The following is a 25,528-nucleotide window of genomic DNA, read 5'->3' as shown; positions in this document are numbered from 1 at the left end:
TCATGTCTACGAGACTGAGGCGAATGGCGCTGGGTATTGGCGCAGCGGTCGCGCTGTGCTGGCTTCTCGCTGCGGTTCTGATTTGCCTGCGAGGTCTCACCATGCCTTATGGAGACGCCGATGTCGCCGTGATCTTCGGCAACGCCGTCAAGGCAGATGGAAGACCGAAGTCCAATCTTGCGGCACGGCTCGACACCGCCTTGCAATGCCATCTTGCGGGTCATTGCCCGGTGCTTTTCGTGAGCGGAAGCATCGACGGTCCGGGTCTCAATGAAGCGACGGCGATGCGGACGTGGCTGATCGATCATGGCGTGGCGCAGGACGCCATCGTCGTCGATGAACACGGCGACAACACGCTCGCTTCGGCGCGCAATGCCGGCGAGTTCATGCGCGTTCATGGAATGACGCGCGTCATGCTCGTCACGCAGTACTACCATCTCGCCAGGGCGAGGCTCGCATTCGAGCGGACAGGGGCGCCTGTCGTGCTCGGCGCTTATCCGCATCGATTCCGGCCGATGGACGTCTATTCGAGCTGGCGCGAAGTGCCCGCATACGCCGTGTATTTCATTCGGCTCACGCTAGATACCGATGCGAGACCGGTTTCGTTCAGGCCGGTTCTGTTCCTGTTGAAGCTTTTTTCGAAGTCCGGATAACGGCATTGGACCGCGCAATGCGACGCGATCGATGGCGACCCGTGACGCCCCGCGGTGCAACGAGTTTTGACAGCGATTCATCGAATTCGGGCGTATTCTCACGCCTTGAGTGACAACAAGACGCGCGATCAGCCGAATGAACAAGAAGCGCACGGTCGTTGTCGTAGGGTTCGGGAATATCGGCCAAGCCTTGATTCCCTTGCTTCGCGACGCATTTCCCGAATGGCCGGTCACGGTCATCGACCAGTACGGCGATGAAGTACGAACGAGACTCGCAGGCCGTCTCGGCATCACGTTCATCGAATGCCGCGTCAGTGAAGCGAACTTCGCGGCCGTGCTGCAACCGCTCATCCAGGAAGGCGGCGTCCTGCTCAATCTGGCGCATGCGGTGAGCTCGTGCGCCCTTATCCGCTATGCGCAGCAAGCGGGCGCGCATTATCTCGATACTGGCATCGAACCCTGGCAATACCAGTTCAGCGCCGGCTCCGATACATCCAACTACGCGCTGCGCGAGCGTGTGCTCGAACTAAAGCGAAAGAGCGCGGGACGTACCACTGCGCTTGTTGCGCATGGCGCAAACCCGGGCTTCGTTTCGGTGCTGGTGAAAGTGGCGCTGCTGGATATGGCAAGCGTCGTCTGGCCCGAGCGCGCTGGCACGATAAAGCCGGCTTCACGCGCCGACTGGGCGCGTCTCGCCGCCGATCTCGATGTGCGCGTGATTCAGATCGCGGAATGCGATACGCAACGCGCCTTGCTCACGCGTGATGCCGATACCTTCGTGAACACGTGGTCGGTGGATGGCTTCATCGCGGAGTGCCGCCAGGAGACGGAGCTCGGATGGGGCGCGCATGAAGGCGCATTGCCGGATGGTGCGCATGTACACCCCGACGGCTGTCGCGCGGCCATTCGACTCGCCACCCGCGGCCACGAAACCATCGTGAAGACCTGGATGCCGCAACGCGGTGAAACGTCCGGCTGCGTCCTGACGCATAACGAATCGATCTCGATTGCGGACTTCCTCACACTCGGTGATTGCGGCGAGCCGGTGTATCGGCCAACCGTCTATTACGCGTACAGGCCCGTGGATGCAGCCATCGAATCGCTCGCGCTGCTCGATCGGCCCAGCGAACAGCGCGTACTGAAGGATGAACTCGTCGATGGCATCGATGAACTCGGCGTCCTGCTCATGAGCGGCCGGGGCGCGTCGCTGTGGCTCGGGTCCGCGCTATCGATACAGCGCACGCGAACGCTCGCGCCGTTGAACAATGCGACGAGTCTGCAAGTGGTGTCGAGCATCATCGGCGGCATCAAGTGGATGCTCGATCATCCCGATGAAGGCGTCGTCGAATCGGATGAACTCGATCACGCCGCGCTCTTCGATTCGGTTGCGCGCTTCTGGGAGCCGATTCAACGCCGCTACACGAACTGGCGCCCCGATCCTCTGCGTCACAAGCTCACGTTCGACGAATTCCTGCAAGCGGGCACCTCGCTCGAAAGGGTTCTCGAGAGTGAAGGCGCGTCGACGCATCCTGCATAAGGCATCGCAGCACATCATGGAACGTGTTCCGCAATCTCCGCGGCCGGACTGGCCGCAACGACTCGAATCGATCGGATTCCATTTTCATTCGCTCGATGAGAACAACGTCCCGCAACCAGTGGATCAGCACACATTCGTCTATTGGCGAGAGGATATTGCGTATCGGTTTTCCGAAGCGGAGATCGAACGTATCTATGCGGCCGCTCTGGAACTGAACCAACGCTGCCTCGACGCCGTCGAGCATGTGATCAATAGCAATCTGTTTCATAAGCTCGGCATTTCATCGCGGTTCGCGCAGTGGATCCGCGCATCGTGGGAGCGGGACGATCCCACACTCTTTGGCCGGTTCGACTTCACGATCGGCGCGGACGGGGCGCCGAAGATGTACGAGTTCAATGCCGATACACCGACCTCGATCATCGAGGCGAGTCTCGCGCAGTGGTTCTGGAAGGAAGACATGCATCCGCGCGAGGATCAGTTCAACAGCCTGCATGAATCGCTGATCGAACGCTGGCGCTGGCTGCGCGCGCACTATGCGGACAGGAAGCTGTTGCATTTCGCGTGCATGTTCGACAGTCAGGAAGACATATGCAACGTCGAATATCTGATGGACACGGCCGTGCAGGCGGGCTGGGCGGTCAAGCTGATAGACATGACCGATATCGGCAGTGATGGACGAGGTGCATTCTTCGATCTTCAGGATGTGGAGATCGAACTGATGTTCAAGCTCTTTCCATGGGAGTGGATGGCCACGTCGGCGTATGCCACCGATCTGTTCAGCGATCGTTGCCGCTGGGTGGAGCCGCCCTGGAAGGCGGTGCTGTCGAACAAGGGCATCCTGCCAATCCTTTGGGAGCTGTTTCCGGGTCATCCGAACCTTCTCGAAGCCTCGTTTCATGAAGCCCATTTCAGCCGACGTGCTTATGCGAGGAAGCCGTTGTTGTCGCGGGAAGGCGCGAACGTGACACTCGTCACGCCCGACGGGCGCTTCGAGAACGGCGGCGAGTACGGCGAGGAAGGATTTATCTATCAGGCATGGGCGCCGACACCGCGATTCGGCGATCGATTCGTCACGCTGGGCGCGTGGATCGTCGACGACGCCCCCGCGGGTTTATGCGTTCGCGAACAGTCCGGTCCCATTGCGACGAACACATCCAATTTCGTTCCCCACTATTTCACTCGGACCTGAAGCACGATGTCGAAGAAGAATAAGCGGGTTCAGGACTATGGGATATTGCTTGGCGGGCAGACACATGCGCCTGAAGTGAAACCGGCCGAGCCGGAGCCGAAGCGGAAGAACAGCAAAAAGCCCTTGCTGGTGCTGACCGGCATTGTCGGGGCGTCCGTCGCGGCGATCGTGATCGGAGCGAATGACACTGCACCGGACGATCCTGTCGTGGATGTCGAGCGCACGCGCTACGCCACGCAGGAGGAATGCATCGCTGACTGGAATAATGCGGCGGACTGCCAGTTCGTCGATGGCGGCGCGTGGGAGAGCATGGCAGCGGATGCGTCGGACGTGTCCGTCGCGCAAGCGGACCCGGGAACCTACGACTCGGGATCGCATGGCTCATCGAGTTCTTCGAGCACATACCACTATCACAGCACGAGTCACGCGGCCGGCGGCTGGTATGGACCCTACTACACGCGCGACGGCGTCATCTATCACAACAACGGCGTGCAAACCACGGGCAGCGTGCCCCCGACGCCGCGCGGCAACACCACATCCCTCTCGATGCGCAGCAGTTCGTTGAGCTCGGACCCGAGCGCCTTCAGCCGCACGCCGCGCTCCGTCTCCTGGTCAGAGAGCCGCGCCATCTCGCGCGGAGGGTTCACGTCGAGCGGCGGCGGTGAGCATGGGTTCGGGGGATCGAGGGGCGGGTGAGCGGCTCAACGCATCGAAGCGTGCGGCGAAACGGGCAATCAACGCGCGGTTGTCATGGCGCCAGGGATGAAAGCGCGGCGAGAACCACGCGAACCATGCCGGCGCCATTCGAGTGAGCGCGCCTGGCTTCACGAACTGCTCGCGGAGCAGCCGTAACCAGCCCTTCACGTCGGATGCTTGTCCATCGTGCCGAATCAAGTCGAAGGTAGTGCGCCATAGCAGGCTCGAGAAGACCAGGGTGACGACGAGCATCGCGACGCAGCGCATAACGTAACGACGCACCGGCCCTTTCACGGCGTTCGTGAACACATCGAAAGCTACGGCCTTGTGCTCGATCTCCTCGAGCGCATGCCAGTGCCAGAGGTCACGCATGCGCGGATCCGCTCCGGCGAGGACGCGTGGCTCGCATAACAGGCCATTGGCGAACATCGCGGTGAAGTGTTCCAGGCAGACGGTGAAGACGAGGCGCATCTCCGGCGACAGGAAGCGTCGCGCGAACTGCTGCTGCGCCGCGACGCGCCGGTCGAGTTCTGTCACGGGCATTCCCTGAGCGCGGAGTCTTTCGTTATAGCGGGCATGCTCGCGGCTGTGCAGCGATTCTTGCGCGATGAACTCGACGACGTCATGCTCCAGCGAGGCATTGCCGCGTACGCAGCTTCGATGCATCCGGACCGTCTCGATGAAAGCCCGCTCGCCTTCCGGAAAGATAATGGACATTGCATCGTAGAAACGCGTGCGATGACAATCCGCGCCGAGCCAGAAGCGTGGAATCGGTGCTTCCAGGCTGAAGCGGATGTTGCGTCGCTGCAGCGGCGTGGCGCGAGTCAGACCTTCGATCATTGCTGTGAAGAACCGGTCTTTTTCGGCGCGCGAATGCGACTCGCGAAAACGGTCGCGAGACCATGAAGTGGAATTCCGGCAATCGCTAGTATGCCGACGATATCGCGCATACCGAACATCGCTACGAGCACGAAGAGTTGAGCGCAGCCGATCGCGAGCCACGCGGGCACGCCCCATGCGCGGCCATCGGACATGCCGCCGAGCGCCAGCGTGCCCGCGAAAACGAAAGCGAAGAAGACCCATTGCTGCTGTCCGGGCCACGTGCCGTCGCGATGAACGAAATACGCGACGGCGCAGAAGAGAGCCAGTCCACCCGTGCCGATCGCGAACGACGATACCGCGTGGCGGGTTTCGCTGAACGTGGGGGCGCGCAGGCCCGCATAGCGCATGAGCGGAGCCACGTTCGCCCAGAACGGATTGGTCGATGCCGTGGGCCTCGCCACGCCGAGTCGTACCGGCACGTCAGCCAGCTCGGGCTGGAATGAGCCGAAGAGCTTGTCCCAGAAGAGGAATGTGCCGCCGAAATTGCGGTCGCGGTACTCACTATTCTGTCCATGATGCACGCGATGATGCGCAGGCGTGACGAGAACATGGTCGAGCCAGCCCGAGCGCCCGACGATGCCGTTGTGGTTGTAGAACTGAACCGTGTAGTGCAGCGTGGACACCGCGATGAAGACATCGAGCGGGACACCGGCAAGCGCGAGCGGGATCGTCGTGAAGGGCAGTGTCGTGAGCGAGGAAAGCCACGCGTTGCGGATGCCGAGCGACAGGTTGAAGTGCTCGCCTTCGTGATGCACGACATGGACGGCCCACAGCGCTGCGAGCGTGTGATGAATGCGGTGCATCCAGTAGAAGCCGAGATCCCAGGCCAGAAGCGCGAAGAACCATAAGGCCGCGCGATGCCAGCCGCTCACCCAATGCAGATTCATGTGCCGCAGCACCCAAGCGAACACTGCGACCTCTACGCCGCGCAGGATCCACATCAGGATATGTCCGGAATCGAGATTGAGCACCACGTCGCGCCACGGGATCGCCCTGCCGTTTCGGTAGTGGGTGAAATACAACTCGGCAAGCACACACACGACCATGCCGAGCAAGGGAAGTGCCATTGAGTTCAAGAGCGGTGCTCCAGCGGCGAATTGAGTCGGGACGCGACAGCTTTCCTGCGATACGACGGCACCATGCCCCATACGGCGCAGGCACAGCTCAGACCGAGCGCGATTCCCGCAGCGAGATCGACGGCGAGATGACGCCGCGCCTCCAAGACCGACCAGGTAATGCCAAGCCCCCAGATCAGCGTGAATGCGGTGCGAAACGGGCGTTCGCGTTGCCACAGCGCGGCGACAGAGAGCGCCGTCAGCGCGCCATGCAGGGACGGAAGACAGTTATGCGGCGAATCGAATTCGGCAAGGAATCGCCATGCATCGGCAGCGCGTGAACCGAAAGGGCTCGGCGGATAGACGAGCGTCGTCGGCCAGAGCACGAATGCGATCGCGGCGATCACCGCGCAAAGTTGGGTGGCGCGCATCAGCAGCCTGAGACGCGGGGCCGGCGCGCAGAGATAGGACATCGGCACGAACGCGAAGAAGGACAGATATAACCAGATCGCGGACGCGTCGAATGGAACGAGCCGGTCCAGCGCATTTTCATGGATGAGATATTCGGGACGCGACGATAGCCGTCCAATGGAATAGCACAGGCCGACGGTGCCCCAGCCGGCAACCATCATCATCAGCCTCGCGAAGAGGGACGCGTCCGGATGCGGCTTCATGCGTTCCCCACGATCTTGCGCACGATGCGCCTGCGCTTGACCGATAAATCGACGGGTGGCAGCGAATTGTGCACGCGCCATTCTAGCCGTGAGCCATCCACGCCTTGACGCATGAGATGCGCGGCGAGGCGTTCACGGCATGTATCGATGCACGCGGACGATGCTTCGACGTGCAATGACAGTCGTGTCTCGCCGTCCTGAATCAGCCGATAGTCGGCCTCGAACGGCAGGCTTTGCGCGATGACGCGCGAGATGCCATCCGCGAAGACATCGACGATGGAATCGTCACGGCCGGGCAGCTTCAGCAGATCGTCGCAACGGCCCTCGATACCCGCGAGCGCCATCTCGTGACTGCCGCATGGACAGGGCGATTCACGCTTCACGAGAATATCATCCAGACGATAGCGGATGATCGGTTGCGTATAGCGCGAGAAATCGGTGACGATGGGTGTGAAACGGCGCTCATCGATCCACTGCGGTTCGATATGGACATGTGCGTCGTTCAGATGCAGCGTGCCGTGCGCGCAGGTCGCGCCCAGAAAGCCTTCGGTTGCCTGATAGACCTCGCCGACATCACCGAAGGCCTGCTTCAGGTAGGCGCGATCAAAACTCTCGAGTACTTCGGCGCCTGAAATCACCTTGTGTGGATGGATCGCGAGCTGTCCGCTTACTCTGGCTCGAGCAAGCGCGCGCAGCACCTGAGCAGGACCGACGACGATCGTCGGCGCGTAGCGCTCGATGCGCGCGAAATGCTGCTCGAACGGCTCCAGAAGATCGAAGAACTCGAATGAGAGCCGGGGGCTGCGAACGGCGGTATAGAGGTTGTTGTTCGCACGCAGAAAGAGCGCGACGCGTTCTCCAGCGAACAGTCCGCGCGGCAGCAGCTTCGCGAGGAGCACGCCGGCCCACGTCCATTGCTCGCGCGAGCTCACGACGAAAACCCCTCGCGATCCCGACGTGCCCGAGGAAAGCCCGACACTGTAATCGCCGATGGTCGCCGAAAAGTCGCGTGAATGCTCGGCGCGCAGCGCGCAATTGCGCACTTCATCGAGCTTGAGGCCTGCGGTGTTCATCGTGTCGAAGTGCTCCATCATCGTGGCCTTGGTCATAATGGGCCACGCCGACAGAGGTTGCGAACGATAGGGCGCGAAGTATGGACTTCGCGAGAGTCGTCGTGCGGCGAATCTCCGCAGCCGTTCTTGCTGATGACGCTCCAGGTCCGCGCGGTCGTCGAATCTCAACTGCCGGGCGCGAAGGTATGACCACAGAATGTGCGCGAGCCGCGTCATACGGCACCCTCATGCGTGAGGCAGATACGAACCTGAGCGCTCGAATGCAGCGCATGCAACATGCGCAGCGTTTCGTGATAGCGATGCGGATCGTCCATGATGATGTGCGACAGGCGCGACGGTCCCACAAGCTCGCGATAGCTCGTGGGCGACCATGCGGCGTCCGATGCGAGCAGCACCCAGCCGTCGTCGGTCGAGACGAATGCGCCGAGATGTCCGGCCGCATGACCCGGCAAGTCGACGATCAGCAACTCGCCGCATGCGCCCGGCGCGGCATAGGCATGTGTGAAAGGGCTCAACTCGCCGGGCAGCGCGACCTTCTCGAATGTCTCGACCGCGGTGACGCGCGCTTCGAAGCCGGCCGGAATGAGGCCCGGCACGAAGCCCTTGCGCAATGCATGGAAGCCGCGCAGCAAGCGCGTCCTGTCCCAGCCTTCGCCCGACAGCCACGTGGGAACGTGCAGAAAATCCTTCAATCCTGCGATGTGATCGCCGTGGAAGTGCGACAGGATCACGGCATCGAGATCACTCGTCCTGATGCCGGCGCCGTGCAGTTGACGCGCGACCGATTCACTCGCATCGAAATGAACCGGGGTCACGCGGCGATACCATGCGAACAAACCGCTGCTCGTGCTGTCGATGAAGTGCGATGCATAGCCGGTGTCCCACAGCCATCGGCCGCGCGCATTCTCGATAAGATACGCGCGCGACGGAAACCGGCACGTCGCGAGTCCCGCGCCTTTCAGCGCCATGCATGCGGTGTGCGTGCAATAGCCGGCTTCAAAGACCGTAATCGTCGCCATGAGATCGGATCCAGCGTTGAGTGGCGTCGATTGCCTGGGCGAGCGGCACGATCGGCTGATAGCCCATCATGCGTTGCGCCTTGCCGATGTCGAGCGTCATGTCGTACTGAAGCACGCCGATGCTGTAACGCGTGAAGAGCGGCTCGCGTGCGTTCACACGGGACCAGGCCTCCATCGCGCGCGCGGCGAGATCGAGAAGTGGATAAGGCGCAGCGGCGATGCGAAACGGTATGCCGAGCGCGGGCAGGACCGCGTCGAGCATACGCCTCAATGTAATCGGTTCGCCGTTCGTGATGTTGAACGCTTCGCCCGACGGCAAGTCCGGCTGGCATGTGGCGAGATGCATCGCGTGTACGACGTTTTCCGCATATGTGAGATCCAGCAACGCGGTGCCGCCGCGTGGCAGCGGCAAGTGGTGCCGACGCTCGCGCAGCAGTGCGATGATGCGTGGAAGCAGCACTGCATCATGAGGACCGAAGATGCCTCGCGGCCGCAGCATGGTGAACGTCGTGCCGGGATAGCGCGCGGCCATGCCGCGAATGACATCTTCTGCTTCGGCCTTTGAACGCGCATAGTGATTGACGAAGCGCGCGGGGCGGAAGGCTTCACTGATGTTGCGGCGATGCGCGTAATCGAAGTAGATCGATGGCGTCGAGACATGAACGAAGCGGCGCACACCGCGTTCGGCCGCGGCCTGAGAAAGGCACTGCGTGGCGTGCACGTTGATCGCATCGAAGTCACGCTGGCGTCCCCATGGCGACGACAGCGCGGCGCAATGCCATACTGCGTTCACGCCATCGAGCAGAGCGTTCAACGCGTCAACACTGACAGTGACCAGATCGCAAGCAATGAAGTCGATACCTTCAGCCATGAACTCGGCCCCCACGCGAGCATTGCGGCCCGTCGCCCGAACCGGCAGGCCGCGAGCGCGAAGATATTCGACAGCGTTGCGGCCGAGCCCGCTGGTCGCGCCGGTGACGAGCGTGGTCATAGCTTGAGGATCATCCCGCCTACAGTGAGACCTGCCGCGGTTCCAATCAGCATCAACCGTTGACCGCTTTGCGCGCGAGCCGTAATGAATGCTTCGTGCAATGCAGTGGGAATCGACGCGGCGACCTGGTTGCCATGCGTGGCGTAGATATCGACGATACGTTCCGGCGTGACGCTCAACCGTTCGGCGGCGTGACGCATCCCGAGATGGCTGGCCTGATGTGGCACGATCGTGTCGATCTGATTGAGCGTGACCCCGGCATCCGCCAGGAGATTGGCGAGCAGGCCATCGATCACTTGCACGCTCAGCTTGAACACGCGCTTGCCGTCCATGTGAAACAGAAAATCAGCTGCGTCCATGCCCACGCGGGGATTGCGCCGTGTGCCGCCCGCGCGGATCTCACAGAACGTTTTGCCGTTGGGATAGCTGCGCAGAACGTAGCCCTCGACGCCTCGCGTGCCATCGCCGCGCTCCACGATCGCGGCTGCCGCGCCGTCGCCAAAGATGAGCGATGCTTCGGGCGATTCCCAATCGATGCCGCGCGACGCGAGATCGGACGCGACGACCGCGATGCGCCGATAGGCGCCCGCATTGAGCAGTCCCGCCGCGACATGAAGCGCCACCGGAAAGCTGAAACAGCTCGCGTTGATATCGAAGCCGGGCGTGCCGGGCCGCAAGCCCGCCGTGTCGAGAATTCTGCAGGCGGTCGACGGCAGCGCCTGTTCCTGCACGCCGGAAGCGGAGAGCAGAAGATCGATCGAGTCGGGCGGGATCGAGCCGCGCTCGAGCGCGTCCCGCAACGCCATCACGGCCAGCTCCGATTGACTCTCGTGCAACGCAGCGTGATGCCGGCACACGATGCCCGAACGCTTTTCGACATAGCCCGATGGCTTCCCGAGCGCCACGTCGAGTTGCGCCGACGTGATCCGGCAGGATGGCAATGCCTTGCCCGTGGATAGAATGCTGAGCGGAATCATGGCCTGGTCATACGTGGTCAGTGTCGGGGCGCTGGCCCAATGACTTGAGAAAGCGCTGCTGCGCCTGCCACAGTTCCCGATGCGTCAGACAGCGATAAGGCAGACCGTGCCGCCGCGCCGCCTGCTCGACGATCCTCGCGAGCGCGCCGTAGTGGCGATGACCATAATCGGGAAAGAGGTGATGCGTGAGGTGATGGTTGAGCCCTCCGAGCAGAGCATTGAGCATTCGCGGGCGCGCCGTCCAGTCACAGCACGTCAAGAACGCATGCTTCTCTCGCGTGTGCGGCAGCGGCTGGCCATCGCTCACGTCGAAGAATTGTGTATCGGCCCAATGCGTGCCGAGCAAAAGGATGAGGACAAAAAACGAGGCAGCCAGTTGGGCGAGCACGTAGCCACCGACAACCGCGCCGTAACCGATGACGGGGCCACGCAGAACGAGCGGAGCGACGAGAAACCCGCCGACGTGAAGCGCTTTCGTGAGCACGAAGAGCGCCCATCCCCGCGCGCCCGGAAGCAGGCGCTCCGACTTGAGCGGTGTCAGACCGAGACGATCGGACCAGTCATAGACGAGGCCGATGTACGGCATCGACAAGGCCGCGATGATCGGCCAGTACACATGCTGGAAGCGCTGGTGCGGATGCCATGGCTGAAAGGGCGTTTGCCGCAGGAAGCGATTGGCGGCGGTATCGAGATCATGATGCTCGATGTTGGCGTATGGATGGTGATAGCGCACATGACGCACTTGCCAATACACCGGTTCTATCCCGAGCGGCAACGCGATAATGCGCGCCACGATGGCATTCAGCGTTCGCGAGCGGCATAACGTGCCGTGCGATGCATCATGCATGGTGTTGACCGACAACATCACGGCGGCCGTCTGTGCGATCACGTACATCGGGATGAAGACGATCGCTCGAGTCGCGTGCATCGCCAGCCAGAAGAGCGATGCGGTGCAGAGAAAAAGAACGGCGGCCTTTAGCGCCGTTCCAATATTGCCGTGTCGATGATCGCGGCGGCATTCCAGATATTCGCGGGCCGATTCGCGGATTTCCTTCGAGAACGGCGTATCGACGGACTGAAGAAACCTGGGATGCGCTATGCGCGGGTTGTTATCGAACAATGCAACGCTCGGAGAATTTGACCGCAGGCATTATTTCAGACAACGAAGTGAAGGGGATGCCTTCATTGTCGTCTTTTGTTGCAACGTGCCGCCTGACTTGTCGAATCTCCGAGCGAAGCACTGCTCTACGCAAAACGTGGTCACATCGAGACGATCCTCAACTCGCCCCACCCACCGAAAACGCCAGCTCGCGCCGCTGCCGCATCCCCACCCATGCCGCCGAGAGCGCGCTGATCACGCCCGCCCCGAGGCAATATCCCGCGATCATCCACGGGTCGCCGCCATTGCGTTGCAGGAGCCACGTCGCGATGATCGGGCTGATGCCGCTCGCGAAGATGCCCGAGAACTGATACACGAACGAGATGCCCGAATAACGCACTTTCGCATCGAAGAGTTCGGAGAAGAGTGCCGCCTCGGGCCCATAGATCGACGCATACACCACGCCGAGCGGAATCACCACGGCGAGCCACGCGAGCATCGTGTTGCCGCCGCTATGCTTCATGAGCCAGAAGCCGAAGAACGCCGAAAGCCCCGTCGCCAGCGATCCCCAGAAGTAGATGCGCGCACGTCCGACACGATCCGAAAGCCGGCCGAAGAACGGAATCGTGAAGATCATCACGAATGCGGCGACCATCACGCCGAGCAGCGCATCGGTGCGTTGCAGATGCAGCGTGCCTGTCAGATATGAAATCGAGAACACGCCGAACACGTTGAAGAACACGCCGTCGATGAAACGCGCGCCCATGCCTGCAATCGTGTTGCCGGGATACTTCGAGATCACGTCGACGATCGGCATGCGCGCCTCGCTTCCGGTCTTCTGGATGCGCGCGAACTCCGGCGTCTCCATCACGTTCAGGCGTATATACATACCGATCGCAACGAGCGCGAAGGAGAGGAAGAACGCGAGACGCCAGCCCCACGCGAGAAACTGCGCATCGGTCAGTGTGAGCGAAAGCGTCGCGACCACGCCCGACGACAGACACAGCCCGAGCGCAAGGCCGATCTGCGGAATGCTCGCGTAATAGCCGCGCTTGTTCTCGGGTGCGTATTCGAACGCCATCAGCACCGCGCCGCCCCATTCGCCGCCCAACCCGATGCCTTGCAGCACGCGCAGGAACAGCAGGAGCGAAGGCGCCCAGATGCCGATCTGCGCGTAGGTCGGCACCATGCCGATCAACACCGTCGCGACACCCATGATCGAGAGTGTCATCACGAGCATGCTCTTTCTGCCGACTCTGTCGCCGAAATGGCCGAAGATCACGCCGCCCAGCGGACGGCTCAGAAAGCCGACGGCGAAGGTGCCGTATGCGAGCATCGTCGAGATGAGCGGGTCGCCGCTCGGAAAATACAGCTTGTTGAAGACGATGCCGGCGACCACGCCGTATAGAAAGAAGTCGTACCACTCGATCGTCGCGCCTATCAAACTGGCGACGACGACCTTTCTCATCTGCTTGCCATCCGTTCTGGGCAGTGCATTCATGGTTTGTCTCCTGATGATGTGTGAGACTTGTGTTCAGTCTCTCTGGCCTGCATGGGCAATGGGCATGTTCACAACGGCTTCCTGCATGTCTTCCACGCGCGTGACGTGCTGATAGCGCTGATCTTCGAGAATCATGTCGGCGGCTTTCTCCGCGATCATGATGACGGGCGCATTCGTGTTGCCCGATACGAGCTCCGGCATGATCGAGGCATCGACCACGCGCAGCCGGCCGATGCCGCGCACCTTCAGGCGCTCGTCGACGACCGCGAGCGCATCGCTGCCCATCTTGCAGGTCCCCGCGGGGTGATAGATCGACTGGCTGAACTTGCGCGCAACATCGAGCAGTTCGGCATCGGACTGATAGCCCGAACCGGGAATGAACTCCGACGCGATGTGCTTCGCGAGCGAAGGCGCGGCGGCGATGCGGCGCGCAACCTTGATGCCGCCGATCACCACGGGATGATCGCGTTCGTCGGAAAGATAGTTTGCGTGAATGGCCGGATATTGCAGCGGATTGTTCGAGCGGATCTCCACGCTGCCGCGGCTATACGGCCGCAACTGGCAAACGGAGGACGTGAACGCGGAGAACGGATGCGCGCCCTGACCGGGTTTGTCGGCGGAAAGGGGTTGCATGTGAAACTGGATGTCCGGGCGCGCGACATCCGGCGACGAGCGCGTGAAGATCGCAACCTGGCTCGCCGCGAGCGTAAGCGGACCCGTGCGCGAGATCGCGTATTGCAGGCCGATGAGCGCCTTCCTCAGCGGATTGTTGACCTCGTCGTTGAGCGTGCGCTCGCGCGTCTTGAAGACGAGCCGCACTTGCAGATGATCCTGCAGGTTCCTGCCGACGCCCGCCAGTTCATGTTTGATTTGCACGCCCGCGTCGTTGAGCACGTTCGCTGGGCCGACACCCGAGTTCTGCAGAATCTGCGGCGAGCCGATCGCTCCGGCCGCCAGAATCACCTCGACGCGCGCATGAACCGTCTTCACGACGCCTTCATGCACATACTCGATGCCCACAGCTTCCTTGCCGTTGAAGACCACCTTGCGGGTCTGCGCGCGCGTCTGCACGATCAGATTGCGCCGCTCGCGCACCGGCTTGAGAAAGCCCTTCGCAGTGCTCCAGCGAAAGCCCTTGTAGGCCGTCTGCTGAAAATAGCCGACGCCCTCTTGCGTCGCGCCGTTGTAGTCCTCGTTGAACGGAATGCCGATCTCTTGCGCAGCCGCGATGAAATGATCCGCGATAGGGCGACGCAAGCGCAGGTCAGAGACCTTCAAAGGCCCGCCGGCGCCATGATATTCGCTCGCGCCGTGCTCCTGATCTTCCGACTTCCTGAAGTAGGGCAGGACGTCCCGGAAGCTCCATCCCGTATTGCCGAGCTCGGCCCAGCGGTCGTAGTCCTCGTGCTGGCCGCGCACATAGAGCAGCCCGTTGAGCGAACTGCAGCCGCCGAGCACCTTGCCGCGCGGCCAGTCGATGCTGCGCCCGGCGACGGCCTCGTCCGGCTCGGTGCGATAGCACCAGTCGAGCTCGGGATCGTGCATCGTCTTGAAGTAGCCGACGGGAATATGAATCCACGGGCTCGTATCGGGTCCGCCCGCTTCCAGAAGCAGCACCGTGTTGCCCGGATCGGCGCTGAGCCGATTGGCGAGCACGCATCCCGCCGAGCCAGCACCGACGATGACGTAATCGACTTCCTGCTGCATGACACTCGTCTCCTGAAGTCTTCTTATTGAACGAATCGTTTCGCTTGTCGTACGTTCAATGTGGAAGAAGCCGGCGACGATGCCAAGAGAAAAACGCGGAAGGACGCGAAAGTGAAACGGAAAATGCGAAATCCGATTCAGAAGTGAACTGCCAGGATGATGATTCGGTATCCGAATCAAAGATGCTGCGGTGCGTCAGAAAGTAGCCGTGAGTTCGTCGGCGGCTTCCTGCAGGCGCGGCACGAACGTGAGCGCGCGCGACAGCGTCATGCGCGACACCGGGCCATGCACCGCGATGGCCGCGATGCATTTGCCGCGCGAATCGCATATCGGCACGGCGACGCACGCGATACCCAGCACGAATTCCTCGTTGTCGACGGCAATGCCTTTGTGCGCGATGCGATCCAGCTCGGCTTCGAGCAGGTTCGGGTCGTCGAGCGTGTTGGGTGTGAAGCGTTCGAGGCGCATCGCGCGGATGAGCGCGGATCGTTCATCGCGCGGCATCATCGAAAGAAGCAGCTTGCCGCTCGCGCTGCAATGCGCGGGCACGTGCGATCCGGGCTTGAGTTCCAGCCGCAGCGCCCACGGCGATTCGCAGCGGTCGAGATAGAGCACTTGCGTGTCGTGCAGCATGCTCAGGTTGCAGGTTTCGCCGAGATCGGCGACGAGGCGCTCGAGAATCGCGTGGCGTTGGCGTCGCGCGCCGCTGTGCATCATCACGTCGACGCCGAGCCGCTCCAGCCGCGGGCCGATCACGTACGCGTTCTTCTGGCCCGGCTCGCGCGCGACGAAGCCGCCCGCCTCGAGCGATTGCAGCATGCGATGCAGCGAAGCCTTCGGCTGCTCGATGATGTTCGCGAGTTCCGCGAGCGACAACGCGCCCTTCGCCGCGACGAGATGTTCGAGCACGCTGAATGCGCGCAGCGTGGGCGTATCCGCGCGCGCGGCATTGTCGATGAGCGGCGCGCTTTCTGTCGATTCAGGCTGAACGAATGCCTCGGTTTCGGCTCGCGTATCCATGATGCGAACTCACGACGTCTGATGCCGCGCCGCTTGCGCCTGCACGCAGGTCACGGCGATCACGTGATAGATATCGTCCGCGCTGCAGCCGCGCGACAGATCGTTGGCGGGCTTCGCGAGCCCTTGCAGCAATGGCCCGATGGCCTTCGCGCCGCCGATCCGCTCCGCGAGCTTATAGCCGATGTTGCCCGCTTCGAGACTCGGGAAGATCAGCGTGTTCGCGTGCCCTTCGATCTGCGAGTGCTGCACCTTGCGCATCGCGATTTCCGCGACGATCGCGGCATCGAGCTGCACGTCGCCGTCGATCGCGAGGCCGGGGCGTGCTTCCTTCACGCGCCGCGTCGCGTCGATCACCTTGTCGACGGCCGCATGATGCGCGCTGCCGCTCGTCGAGAACGACAACATCGCGACGCGCGGGTCTTCCATCAGCAGGCTGCGCGCGCTGTCGGCGGCGGCCATCGCTATTTCCGCTAGCTGCTCGGCATTCGGCTCAACGACAAGCGCGCAGTCGGAGAAGATCAGGCCGCCTTTCATCGTATGAAAAGGCTCGCACAGCATCATCAGGAAGAAGCTGGACACGAGCTTGAACGAAGGACGCACGCCGATGATCTGGATCGCGTTACGCACGACGTCCGCGGTTGTGTTCACCGCGCCGGAGACGGAGCCGTCCGCCTCGCCGAGCCGCACCATGAGGTTCGCGAAGCACAGTGGATCGAGCGCGGCGGCGCGCGCCTGATCGGACGTCATGCCTTTCTTCGCGCGCAACGCGAAGAGTTCTTCCGCGAAGCGTTCGCGAAGCGGTGACTGTGAAGGATCGATCACGTCGATGCCTTCGAGATCGATGCCCGCCCCGTCCGCGACCTGATACGCCCGCGCTCGCGCGCCCACGAGCACGATGCGCGCGATGCCTTCCTCGTGCGCGCGTGCCGCCGCCTGAAGCACGCGCGTGTCTTCGGCTTCGGAGAGGACGATGCGCATCGGCAGGTCGCGCGCCTGATCGATGATGCGGTGCATGGCTTTCATGGCGGGCTCATCATGTTTGGGAAGAAAACGCCGCTCCGGGGCGCGGAGCGGCGTGGCGCAGGACTTAGACGTAGTCCTTGTACTTGTCGAGCATGCGCACCGGTTTCGCAAGCGCGTCGCGGCGGAACGGATCGCCGAGTTCGCGCGTGCACATGATCTCGATGATCGTCGTCTTGCCGTGATTCATCTGCAGATCGATGGCCTTCTTCAGTGCCGGTCCCACATCCTCCAGCTTGTCGACGACGATACCTTCCGCGCCCATTGCCTTCGCGATTTCCGCGAAGCTCTGGTTGTCGAGCTCGCCCGCGACGAAGCGGCGGTTGTAGAAGTCCACCTGATTCTTCTTCTCCGCGCCCCATTGACGGTTATGGAACACGACAGCCGTCACCGGAATGTTGTGGCGCACGCAGGTCATGGTTTCCATCAGGCTCATGCCCCACGCGCCATCGCCCGCATACGACACGGCCGGCCGGTGCGGCGCCGCAACCTTCGCGCCGATGATCGTCGGGAACGCATAGCCGCAATTGCCCCAGCTCATCGCCGCGAAGAAGCTGCGCGGCTTGTTGAAGCGCAGATAGCTGTTCGCGACCGAGTTGATATTGCCGATGTCGGTCGAGACCATCACGTCTTCCGGCATCGCCTTTTCCAGCTCGCGCAACACCTGACGCGGATGCAGATACTGGCCGCCGCTGAACGGCTTCTCGTTCTTCTGCTCCTCGATCATGTCGAGGCTGTACGGGTCGCGCTCGTGGGTCCACTCGTCGAGCTCTTTCTCCCACGCGGCCTTCTCGGTAGCGATGGTTTTCGCGCGGGCGTCCTTCGTCGCGTCGCAGTCGAGTTTGCGATTCGCGAGACGTTGCGTGAGCGCGATGGCGGACGCCTTCGCATCGCCGCAGATGCCGACGGAGATCTTCTTCACGAGGCCGAGCATCTTGTGATCGGCATCGATCTGGATGACCTTCGCTTCCTTCGGCCAATAGTCGAGACCGTGCTGCGGCAGCGTGCCGAACGGCCCCAGACGCGAGCCGAGCGCGATCACGACATCGGCCTGACTGAGCAGCTTCATCGCGGCCTTCGAGCCTTGATACCCGAGCGGACCGCACCACAGCGGATGATTGGCCGGGAACGAGTCGTTGTGCAGATAGCTGTTCACGACCGGCGCGCCGAGACGCTCGGCGAGCGCCTTGCATTCCTCGATGGCGTCGGACATCACGACGCCGCCGCCCGAGATGATCACGGGGAATTTCGCTTCGGCGAGCAGATCCGCCGCTTCATTCAGGCTTTGATCGCCGCCGGGACCGCGATCCAGACGCTGCGGCTTCGGAATCTCGACCTTGACCTGGCCGTAGAAGTAATCGCGCGGGATGTTGAGCTGCGTCGGGCCCATTTCCGACATCGCGCGATCGAAGCACCGCGCGGTGAATTCGGCCATGCGCGCCGGATGCGTGACGTGCCCCTGATACTTCGTGAATTCCTGGAACATCGGGAGCTGCTTCGCTTCCTGGAAGCCGCCGAGGCCGATGCCCGTCGTGCCCGCTTCAGGCGTGACGATCACGACCGGGCTGTGCGCCCAGTACGCCGCCGCGATGGACGTCACGCAATTGCTGATGCCCGGGCCGTTCTGGCCGATCACGACGCCGTGGCGGCCCGACACGCGCGAATAGCCGTCGGCCATGTGGCCCGCGCCTTGTTCATGCACGACGGGAATGAGGCGGATGCCGGCGGGCGCGAAGATGTCCATCGCGTCCATGAACGCCGAACCCATGATGCCGAACATCTCGGTCACGCCATTGGCGGCGAGCGTTTCGACGAAGGCTTCGGACGGGGTCATCGCCTGCGGACCGGTGGGCGCCGCGCTGGTGGCGGCGAGGGTGGTCTGGGAAGGACGGGCTTGGTCGTGCTCGCTCATGAGTGTCTCCGGGGTTAAATAAAACGGAACATTTGGTTCCGAAATATGTATCGTGAACACATCGTAGGACGGGTCGTTTTCGGCGTCAACCTCTTTTTCAAATAAATGGAATGTTTTGTCTCTAAAAAATTCGGAATAGTGGGCTGCCCGGCGATGCCGGACCGCCGCCGAAGCCCGTGTGGCGGGCGTCGGCGGGAAGTTCGGGAGAAAGAGGGAGCTAGCGCGCGGCGGGACGTTGGCGCGCCATCAGCGTCAATCCATCGGACGCGTCGATGAGTGTCGCGAGCTTCACTGCGGTTTCGCGCAGTTGCGGGACGGCTTTTAAAAGGTCGTTGAGATTGGCGCGAGCGGTCGGCGCATGCGCGGCGAGGCACGCGAGCACGCGCCCGGTGGCGGCATCGGTGATGGGCACCGCAACCGCCACCATGCCGAGCACGAACTCCTCGTTGTCGATACCGATGCCGCGCGCGGCGAGCCGGTCCAGTTCGGCCTCGAGCAGCGCCTGGTCTGTCAGCGTGCGATGGGTCCGTTTCGTGAGCGTGAGCCGGCCGAGGATCTGGCGGCGCTCGGCGAGCGGCATGTGCGAAAGGAACAGCTTGCCGCTCGCCGTGCAATGCAGCGGCACGCGCATGCCGGCCTGCATATGCAGACGCAACGGCTCGGCCGTTTCGACGCGCTCGATATAAAGCACTGTATCGCCGTCGAGCGCGGTGAGATTGCAGCTTTCGCCGATCACGTCGACGAGAGAGCGCAGGATCGAGCGGCATGCCCGCGTGAACGCGTTGTTGGCAAGCGTCGCGAGCGCGAGCTGGGCGGCGCGGGGCCCGAGCGCGATGCCGCGATCGGTGCCGCGCGAGTCGGGGATGTGCGTGACGTAGCCTTGCGCTTCGAGCGAATCGATCAGCCGCAGCAGCGTCGCCTTGGGGATGCGCACGCGCGCCGCGAGTTGCGACAGCGTGTAGGTGTGGCCGGCCGACGCGAGTTGTTCGAGCACGGCGAGCGGACGGAGCGTCCGTGCCTCATCGCCGGCTGGCTCGGCGGGATCGTTGTGATTGGCGTCGCGCATGAACCGGAAATGGAACGTATGGTTTCAGATTACGGCGTACTTTACGCCCATTTCGGCCCATCGCGCCACAGTTTTCGGAACAGGCGGTTGCAGTTTTATTGTGAACGCAGTGTTCCGCTCAAAACGTCTTGCCGAGTTCCGCCGCTGCTTCCTTGAGGCGCGGCACCATTTCCAGGGCGCGGGAAAGCGGCGTGCGCGACACCGGCGCATGAACCGCGATCGCCGCGATGGTCGTGCCGCTCGCATCGACGATCGGCGCCGCCGCGCACACGATGCCTTGCACGAACTCCTCGTTGTCGATCGCGACGCCTTTCTTCGCGATGCGGTCGAGCTCCGCCTCCAGCATCTCGGTGTCGGTGATTGTGTTAGCGGTGTAGCGCTCGAGCTTCATTGCGCGCACGAGCGCATTGCGTTCCGCGCGCGGCTGTGACGCGAGCAGCAGCTTGCCGCTCGCGCTGCACCAGATGGGCACATGCGAGCCGGGTTTCAGATCGAGCCGCAGCGGCCACGGCGCTTCCACGCGGTCCAGATACAGCACTTCGTTCTCGTGCAGCATCGTGAGATTGCAGGTTTCACCGAGATCGGAGACGAGCCGCGTGAGGATGGCATGGCGCAGCCGCCGCGCGCCCGCGTGCGTCATCACATTGAGACCGAGTTGCGCGAGCCGCGGCCCGACCACGTACGCGTTCTTGTCGCCGGGCTCGCGAATCACGAGACCGCCCGCTTCGAGCGACGCGAGCATCCGGTGCAGCGAAGGCTTCGGCATGCCGATGTCCTCGGCCATGTCCGTCAGCGATACGGGATTGCCCGCCTGGACCAGATATTCCAGCAGCGCGAAGGCTCGCAGCGTGGGCGTGTCGGGCTTGTCCATCGGCATGTTTCCAGGTGAATTTGTTCGACATTATTTTAAATGAGGTGCCGATCAGCGCCCCATAGGTCGAACGGATAAAAATAAACGAAATGAATTGTTCCATAAAAATATAATTGCTATGCTGAGGCCTCGACGGACGACGAAGCGGAGACGAGGCATCATGATGCGCGATACATGGTTGGACGAGCCGGACCGGAGCGTGTCCGTGCGCACGCTTTTCGGCATCGACACGGATCTGAAGGTACCGGCGTTCGGCACGCGCGATCCGCACGTTCCGGAAATCGACGAGGCGTATCGGTTCAATCCCGAGGTCACGCTGGCGATCCTGGCGGGCTTCGCGTTCAACCGGCGCGTGATGGTCCAGGGCCTGCACGGCACGGGCAAGTCGACGCACATCGAGCAGGTGGCTGCGCGCCTGAACTGGCCGTGCATGCGCGTGAATCTCGACGGCCACGTGAGCCGTCTCGATCTCGTCGGCAAGGATGCGATCGTCGTGCGCGATGACGTGCAGGTCACCGAGTTTCAGGAAGGCATCGTGCCGTGGGCGCTGCAGCGGCCCGTCGCGCTGGTGTTCGACGAATACGACGCCGGCCGCCCCGACGTGATGTTCGTCATTCAGCGCATTCTGGAGCGCGACGGCAGCTTCACGCTGCTCGACCAGAACCGCGTGATCCAGCCGCATCGCTTCTTTCGCCTGTTCGCGACGACCAACACCATCGGCCTCGGAAACCTGAACGGCATGTATCACGGCACGCAGATGCTGAATCATGCGCAGATCGATCGATGGAACGTGGTCGCGACGCTGAACTATCTGTCGCGCGAGGAAGAGGCGAGCATTGTGCTCGCGCGCGTGCCGCAGCTCGATCACGACGCTGGCCGCGCGCTCGTCGATTCGATGGTGAGCATGGCGGGCCTCACGCGACGCGGCTTTCAGGCCGGCGATCTTTCAACGCTGATGTCGCCGCGCACCGTGATCAGCTGGGCGGAAAACTGCGAGGTTTTCCGCGATCCGAAGCTCGCGCTGCGTCTCACTTTCCTGAACAAATGCGACGAAGCGGAACGGCCGATCGTCGCGGAATATTTTCAGCGCGCGTTCGGCGAGGAACTCGATACGCCGTCGCAGTGGCACGACGAGCCGGCAAAATGAGCGACTCGCGTGAACTCGCGCAACGCGACGCGCTGTGCGCGGCGGCCGTGCGCGCGCTGACGGGCGACGAAGCGTTGCATTATCGCGGCGGCAAGTTGTATCGCCATTTGCGGCCTGTGCCGCTGCATGCGCCCCATTTGCGCGGCGATCGCAGGGACGAAGAGGATTTCGCATCGACACGCGGCGCGGCGGATGCGTCCGCGCTGCGCATCGCGCATTCGGATGCGGTGCTGCATCGCGCACTCGCGCCCGATGATCCCGTCGAGCACGTCGTCTTCGACATGCTTGAACAGTTGCGTTGCGAAATGCGCGTGCCCGCCGGCATGGAAGGCGTGACACGCAACGTACGGCATCGTTTCGATGCATGGTCGCTTGCGTGTTACGAACATGGCTTGCTCGACAGCGATATCGGCCTGTTGATCTATACGGTCGCGCAGATGGCCGAATCGCGTCTTTCCGGCCGCGCCGTGCTCGAAGCCACGGAAGGGATCATCGAAGCGACGCGCGCGGCGCTCGCCCCATCGCTCGGCAACGCGCTCGCGGGACTGCGGCGGCATGGCGCGGATCAGCGGGCTTATGCGGTGCATGCGCTCGATATCGCACGGCGGATTGGGGCGATGGTGCGCGACGTGCGGCATGCGTTCGTCGAAAGCAATGCATCGCCCGATGACGAGAAGGAGGAAGCCGCGCGCACCATGCTCGGCACATGGTTCGATATCGACGATGAAGACGGCGACATCGAACGGCTCGCGCTTGCCGTGAGCGGTGACAGCAGCGCGCGCGAGGCGTCGGGTGAGGACTATCGCATCTTCACCGCGTGCCATGACAAGACCATTCGCCCGGCTACGTTGATTCGCGCCGCGTTGTTGCGTGAATATCGCGAACGGCTGGACGATCTGATCGCCGCGCGCCATATCAATGTGCCGCGTCTCGCGCGCATGCTGCAGGCGTCGATTACCGTGCCGCGTCGCGACGGCTGGTCGTTCGGTGAGGAGGAAGGGCGCATCGACGGGCGCCGGCTCGCGCAGGTGGTCGCATCGCCGGATGAACGGCGCGTGTTCAGACGCGAGCGCGAGCGGCCGCATGCCGATTGCGCGGTGAGCTTTCTCATCGACTGTTCGGGGTCGATGAAGGCGAGCATCGAGCCCGTCGCGGCGATGATCGACGTGCTCGTGCGCGCGCTCGGCATGGCGGGCGTCGCGACGGAAGTGCTCGGCTTCACGACCGGTGCATGGAACGGCGGGCGCGCGAAGCTCGACTGGCTCGCGAAGGGCAGGCCGAAGTATCCGGGGCGGCTCAACGAAGCGTGCCACATGATCTTCAAGGAAGGCGATGCGAGCTGGCGCGCGGCGCGTGGCGATATCGCGGCGCTTTTCAAGGCCGATCTGTTCCGCGAAGGCATCGACGGAGAAGCGGTGGACTGGGCGTGCGCGCGGCTTATCGCACGAGATGAAACGCGGCGCATTCTCGTCGTGATCTCCGATGGCAGCCCGATGGACAGCGCCACCGCGCAGGCCAACGATCCGAACTATCTCGATCAGCACTTGCGCGAGGTCGTCGCGAAGCATGAGGCGGCGCGGAAGGTGGAAGTGCTCGGGCTCGGCGTGGGGCTCGATCTGAGCCCGTATTACCGGCATCACTTCGCGGTCGATCTTTCCGTGCCGCCCGATATGACACTCTTCGCGAAGCTCGCCGCATGGCTCGGTGCGCGGCGTCGAAGCAGCACTTGAATATCGCAGCACCACGCACCTTTCTCCCGATCTCCTTCAAACACGATGCGCGTCGCGTGATTTCCATCACGCGCGCACGTCGCGCCATGGCAATCCGCCGAACAATGGCATAGCGCCAGAAAACACCCATCGTTGAGGCCAGCAGCGCCGCGCAAACACGCCCCGCAAGGACCGCGCTGACTCATGTGTCCCTGGCACCAACGAAGGTTTTGGCCTGGTACTAAGAGGCAAAAAAAGTTCGGTGCAGTATGAGGGTACTTTCCAAGGAGTCATCGGTGGCTACTCTCGACTACGTTGCACCGGCCCACAACGACGCGTGCGCCCCATACGATCCGCTCTACGATCCGCTCGTCTCGCCCATCAGCCGCCAGGCGATGGACTATGCGCCCACCTACTGGGTTGCGACCGCTGGCGAGCCGCCCGCAGACGACGGTCCCTTGCCCGGCGATGCCGATGTCGATGTGCTGATCGTCGGCGCTGGCTTCACCGGCCTTTCCACCGCGCTCTTTCTGGCGCGCGAGCACGGCATCCGCGCGACCATCGTCGATGCGAATCGCACCGCGTGGGGCTGCACGAGCCGCAACGGCGGGCAAGGGCAGAACGCGAGCGGCCGTCTCTATCGCTCGCAATGGATCGAGCGCTGGGGCAAGGAAACGGCGCTCAAGCTCGATGCCGAAATCCGCGAAGGCTTCGACACGTTCAAGCAGCTGATCGGCGAATTTGCCTGCGATCCGCAGCCGGGCGGTCATCTCTACATCGCGCATCGCGCGCGCAAGATGGACTTCCTCGCCAACGAATGCAAGGTGATGCGCGATGTCTTCGGCTACGACACGCGCATGCTGAGCGCGAAGGAAGTCGCGCAGTCATATGTCGACGATCGCGAAAGCTGCGGGGCGCTGCTCGAGCCCGATGGCATCGGCGTGCATCCGCTCAAGCTCGCGTTCGGCTACCTGCGCATGGCGCGCTCGCTCGGCGTGAAGGTGCATCCGAGCACGCCCGTGCTGAACGTCGAAACGATCCGCGGCGTGCATCACGTGCGCACGCCGCGCGGCGTGATTCGCGCGAAAGCGGTCGCGTTCGCGACCGGCGGCTATACGCGCAACGACATGCATCGCGCGCTCTCCGCGAAGATCATGCCGATTCTTTCGAACTCGCTCGTCACGCGGCCGCTCACGCAGGAGGAGCTGGCTTCGACGGGCTTTCGCACGCGCCAGGTCATCACCGATACGCGCACGCTGCGTTTCTACTATCGCCTGCTGCCGGATAACCGTGTGCAGATCGGCAGCCGCAGCGCCATCACCGGCGCGGACGCGGCCAATCCCCGGCACATGGAAGTGCTGATCGAAGGGCTGCACCGCAAGTTTCCTTCGTTGAAGGGCATTCGCATCGATTACTCGTGGTGGGGCTGGGTTGATGTGAGCCACGACATGATGCCGCGTGTCGCGCAGCCCGATCCGCAGCAAAGCATCTTCTATGCGGTGGGTTACGGCGGCAACGGCGTGTCGTTCTCCGCGCATGCGGGGCGGCGCATGGCCGAGCGCGTCGCGGGGAAATGGCAGCACACGCGCGACGAGCTGCCGATCTACGACACCGCGCTCGAATATCCGAACGTGATGGGCATGGTGCGGTGGAAGGGCTTCGCGCCGTTCCGCCGTGTCGGCCAACGGTTTCTGTATCACAAGTATCTGGCGCAGGACGAGAAGCGCTGA

At 62.7% G+C, this 25,528-nt stretch carries 22 protein-coding genes; 7 read left to right on the top strand and 15 right to left on the bottom strand.

Annotation, left to right across the window (positions count from 1 at the left end):
* Positions 1–23 precede the first annotated feature (23 nt).
* The 4 genes from AC1Z32_RS35095 (at position 24) to AC1Z32_RS35080 (ending at position 4,075) form a co-directional block, all read left to right on the top strand.
* On the top strand, positions 24–653 hold the full coding sequence (locus AC1Z32_RS35095; RefSeq protein ID WP_483483464.1) for a YdcF family protein: 630 nt from the start codon (positions 24–26) through the stop codon (positions 651–653).
* 136 nt (positions 654–789) lie between these two features.
* Entirely contained in the window at positions 790–2,190 is a 1,401-nt protein-coding gene (locus AC1Z32_RS35090; RefSeq protein ID WP_483483463.1) for a saccharopine dehydrogenase NADP-binding domain-containing protein, read from the top strand.
* A gap of 16 nt (positions 2,191–2,206) precedes the next feature.
* A complete protein-coding gene (locus tag AC1Z32_RS35085; protein WP_483483462.1) occupies positions 2,207–3,379 on the top strand; it encodes a glutathionylspermidine synthase family protein in 1,173 nt (390 codons plus the stop codon).
* A 6-nt stretch (positions 3,380–3,385) separates the two neighbouring features.
* Entirely contained in the window at positions 3,386–4,075 is a 690-nt protein-coding gene (locus tag AC1Z32_RS35080; RefSeq protein WP_483483461.1) for a hypothetical protein, read from the top strand.
* Here the strand turns inward: AC1Z32_RS35080 and AC1Z32_RS35075 are convergent.
* From AC1Z32_RS35075 to AC1Z32_RS35005, 15 genes are all read right to left on the bottom strand, one after another.
* On the bottom strand, positions 3,992–4,915 hold the full coding sequence (locus tag AC1Z32_RS35075) for a metal-dependent hydrolase (protein ID WP_483483460.1): 924 nt from the start codon (positions 4,913–4,915) through the stop codon (positions 3,992–3,994). The two genes, AC1Z32_RS35080 and AC1Z32_RS35075, sit on opposite strands and share 84 nt — an antisense overlap.
* Entirely contained in the window at positions 4,912–6,024 is a 1,113-nt protein-coding gene (locus AC1Z32_RS35070; RefSeq protein WP_483484134.1) for a sterol desaturase family protein, read from the bottom strand. Before AC1Z32_RS35070 ends, AC1Z32_RS35075 begins: the two co-directional genes overlap by 4 nt.
* Before the next feature lie 5 nt (positions 6,025–6,029).
* A complete protein-coding gene (locus tag AC1Z32_RS35065) occupies positions 6,030–6,686 on the bottom strand; it encodes a phosphatase PAP2 family protein (RefSeq protein ID WP_483483459.1) in 657 nt (218 codons plus the stop codon).
* Positions 6,683–7,975 (bottom strand): F390 synthetase-related protein, encoded by a 1,293-nt coding sequence (locus tag AC1Z32_RS35060; protein ID WP_483483458.1) that lies wholly within the window; start codon positions 7,973–7,975, stop codon positions 6,683–6,685. Before AC1Z32_RS35060 ends, AC1Z32_RS35065 begins: the two co-directional genes overlap by 4 nt.
* Entirely contained in the window at positions 7,972–8,778 is an 807-nt protein-coding gene (locus AC1Z32_RS35055) for an MBL fold metallo-hydrolase (RefSeq protein WP_483483457.1), read from the bottom strand. Before AC1Z32_RS35055 ends, AC1Z32_RS35060 begins: the two co-directional genes overlap by 4 nt.
* Positions 8,756–9,769 (bottom strand): NAD-dependent epimerase/dehydratase family protein, encoded by a 1,014-nt coding sequence (locus AC1Z32_RS35050; RefSeq protein ID WP_483483456.1) that lies wholly within the window; start codon positions 9,767–9,769, stop codon positions 8,756–8,758. Before AC1Z32_RS35050 ends, AC1Z32_RS35055 begins: the two co-directional genes overlap by 23 nt.
* Positions 9,766–10,746 (bottom strand): 3-oxoacyl-[acyl-carrier-protein] synthase III C-terminal domain-containing protein, encoded by a 981-nt coding sequence (locus AC1Z32_RS35045; protein WP_483483455.1) that lies wholly within the window; start codon positions 10,744–10,746, stop codon positions 9,766–9,768. Before AC1Z32_RS35045 ends, AC1Z32_RS35050 begins: the two co-directional genes overlap by 4 nt.
* A gap of 7 nt (positions 10,747–10,753) precedes the next feature.
* On the bottom strand, positions 10,754–11,866 hold the full coding sequence (locus AC1Z32_RS35040; RefSeq protein ID WP_483483454.1) for a fatty acid desaturase family protein: 1,113 nt from the start codon (positions 11,864–11,866) through the stop codon (positions 10,754–10,756).
* A gap of 157 nt (positions 11,867–12,023) precedes the next feature.
* A complete protein-coding gene (locus AC1Z32_RS35035; RefSeq protein ID WP_483483453.1) occupies positions 12,024–13,346 on the bottom strand; it encodes an MFS transporter in 1,323 nt (440 codons plus the stop codon).
* Between the two features lie 33 nt (positions 13,347–13,379).
* Positions 13,380–15,053, bottom strand: a complete 1,674-nt coding sequence (locus AC1Z32_RS35030) for a GMC family oxidoreductase (protein ID WP_483483452.1) — start codon at positions 15,051–15,053, stop codon at positions 13,380–13,382.
* 195 nt (positions 15,054–15,248) lie between these two features.
* Positions 15,249–16,073, bottom strand: a complete 825-nt coding sequence (locus AC1Z32_RS35025; RefSeq protein ID WP_483483451.1) for an IclR family transcriptional regulator — start codon at positions 16,071–16,073, stop codon at positions 15,249–15,251.
* A gap of 9 nt (positions 16,074–16,082) precedes the next feature.
* Positions 16,083–17,096, bottom strand: a complete 1,014-nt coding sequence (gene pta / locus AC1Z32_RS35020; protein ID WP_483483450.1) for a phosphate acetyltransferase — start codon at positions 17,094–17,096, stop codon at positions 16,083–16,085.
* A 64-nt stretch (positions 17,097–17,160) separates the two neighbouring features.
* Positions 17,161–18,927: a sulfoacetaldehyde acetyltransferase gene (gene xsc / locus AC1Z32_RS35015; protein WP_096031860.1), complete on the bottom strand. Its 1,767-nt coding sequence runs from the start codon at positions 18,925–18,927 to the stop codon at positions 17,161–17,163.
* Positions 18,928–19,222: 295 nt separating this feature from the next.
* Positions 19,223–20,071 carry an IclR family transcriptional regulator gene (locus tag AC1Z32_RS35010; RefSeq protein WP_483483449.1) on the bottom strand — a complete coding sequence of 283 codons (849 nt, stop codon included), beginning with the start codon at positions 20,069–20,071 and terminating at the stop codon, positions 19,223–19,225.
* 118 nt (positions 20,072–20,189) lie between these two features.
* Positions 20,190–20,942 (bottom strand): IclR family transcriptional regulator, encoded by a 753-nt coding sequence (locus AC1Z32_RS35005; RefSeq protein WP_483483448.1) that lies wholly within the window; start codon positions 20,940–20,942, stop codon positions 20,190–20,192.
* Positions 20,943–21,102: 160 nt separating this feature from the next.
* Here AC1Z32_RS35005 and AC1Z32_RS35000 point away from each other — a divergent pair, with 160 nt between their 5' ends.
* From AC1Z32_RS35000 to AC1Z32_RS34990, 3 genes are all read left to right on the top strand, one after another.
* Positions 21,103–22,089, top strand: coding sequence for an AAA family ATPase (locus tag AC1Z32_RS35000; protein ID WP_483483447.1), 987 nt, complete (start codon positions 21,103–21,105; stop codon positions 22,087–22,089).
* Positions 22,086–23,819 carry a cobaltochelatase CobT-related protein gene (locus AC1Z32_RS34995; RefSeq protein ID WP_483483446.1) on the top strand — a complete coding sequence of 578 codons (1,734 nt, stop codon included), beginning with the start codon at positions 22,086–22,088 and terminating at the stop codon, positions 23,817–23,819. The genes AC1Z32_RS35000 and AC1Z32_RS34995 overlap by 4 nt, the downstream gene beginning before the upstream one ends.
* Before the next feature lie 275 nt (positions 23,820–24,094).
* On the top strand, positions 24,095–25,528 hold the full coding sequence (locus AC1Z32_RS34990) for an NAD(P)/FAD-dependent oxidoreductase (RefSeq protein WP_483483445.1): 1,434 nt from the start codon (positions 24,095–24,097) through the stop codon (positions 25,526–25,528).

Source organism: Caballeronia sp. 11_S32, from assembly GCF_056930355.1.
This window is presented reverse-complemented; position numbering and strand designations above follow the sequence as displayed.

What these genes read in the sequence shown, in the direction of transcription:
- AC1Z32_RS35055 (WP_483483457.1), bottom strand. Translation starts at nt 8,778, where the DNA reads ATGGCGACGATTACGGTCTTTGAAGCCGGCTATTGCACGCACACCGCA.
- AC1Z32_RS35095 (WP_483483464.1), top strand. Translation starts at nt 24, where the DNA reads ATGGCGCTGGGTATTGGCGCAGCGGTCGCGCTGTGCTGGCTTCTCGCT.
- AC1Z32_RS35065 (WP_483483459.1), bottom strand. Translation starts at nt 6,686, where the DNA reads ATGAAGCCGCATCCGGACGCGTCCCTCTTCGCGAGGCTGATGATGATG.
- AC1Z32_RS35050 (WP_483483456.1), bottom strand. Translation starts at nt 9,769, where the DNA reads ATGACCACGCTCGTCACCGGCGCGACCAGCGGGCTCGGCCGCAACGCT.
- AC1Z32_RS35035 (WP_483483453.1), bottom strand. Translation starts at nt 13,346, where the DNA reads ATGAATGCACTGCCCAGAACGGATGGCAAGCAGATGAGAAAGGTCGTC.
- pta (WP_483483450.1), bottom strand. Translation starts at nt 17,096, where the DNA reads ATGAAAGCCATGCACCGCATCATCGATCAGGCGCGCGACCTGCCGATG.
- xsc (WP_096031860.1), bottom strand. Translation starts at nt 18,927, where the DNA reads ATGACCCCGTCCGAAGCCTTCGTCGAAACGCTCGCCGCCAATGGCGTG.
- AC1Z32_RS35005 (WP_483483448.1), bottom strand. Translation starts at nt 20,942, where the DNA reads ATGGACAAGCCCGACACGCCCACGCTGCGAGCCTTCGCGCTGCTGGAA.
- AC1Z32_RS35030 (WP_483483452.1), bottom strand. Translation starts at nt 15,053, where the DNA reads ATGCAGCAGGAAGTCGATTACGTCATCGTCGGTGCTGGCTCGGCGGGA.
- AC1Z32_RS35075 (WP_483483460.1), bottom strand. Translation starts at nt 4,915, where the DNA reads ATGATCGAAGGTCTGACTCGCGCCACGCCGCTGCAGCGACGCAACATC.
- AC1Z32_RS35000 (WP_483483447.1), top strand. Translation starts at nt 21,103, where the DNA reads ATGATGCGCGATACATGGTTGGACGAGCCGGACCGGAGCGTGTCCGTG.
- AC1Z32_RS35060 (WP_483483458.1), bottom strand. Translation starts at nt 7,975, where the DNA reads ATGACGCGGCTCGCGCACATTCTGTGGTCATACCTTCGCGCCCGGCAG.
- AC1Z32_RS35090 (WP_483483463.1), top strand. Translation starts at nt 790, where the DNA reads ATGAACAAGAAGCGCACGGTCGTTGTCGTAGGGTTCGGGAATATCGGC.
- AC1Z32_RS35010 (WP_483483449.1), bottom strand. Translation starts at nt 20,071, where the DNA reads ATGCGCGACGCCAATCACAACGATCCCGCCGAGCCAGCCGGCGATGAG.
- AC1Z32_RS35025 (WP_483483451.1), bottom strand. Translation starts at nt 16,073, where the DNA reads ATGGATACGCGAGCCGAAACCGAGGCATTCGTTCAGCCTGAATCGACA.
- AC1Z32_RS35045 (WP_483483455.1), bottom strand. Translation starts at nt 10,746, where the DNA reads ATGATTCCGCTCAGCATTCTATCCACGGGCAAGGCATTGCCATCCTGC.
- AC1Z32_RS35070 (WP_483484134.1), bottom strand. Translation starts at nt 6,024, where the DNA reads ATGGCACTTCCCTTGCTCGGCATGGTCGTGTGTGTGCTTGCCGAGTTG.
- AC1Z32_RS34995 (WP_483483446.1), top strand. Translation starts at nt 22,086, where the DNA reads ATGAGCGACTCGCGTGAACTCGCGCAACGCGACGCGCTGTGCGCGGCG.
- AC1Z32_RS35080 (WP_483483461.1), top strand. Translation starts at nt 3,386, where the DNA reads ATGTCGAAGAAGAATAAGCGGGTTCAGGACTATGGGATATTGCTTGGC.
- AC1Z32_RS35085 (WP_483483462.1), top strand. Translation starts at nt 2,207, where the DNA reads ATGGAACGTGTTCCGCAATCTCCGCGGCCGGACTGGCCGCAACGACTC.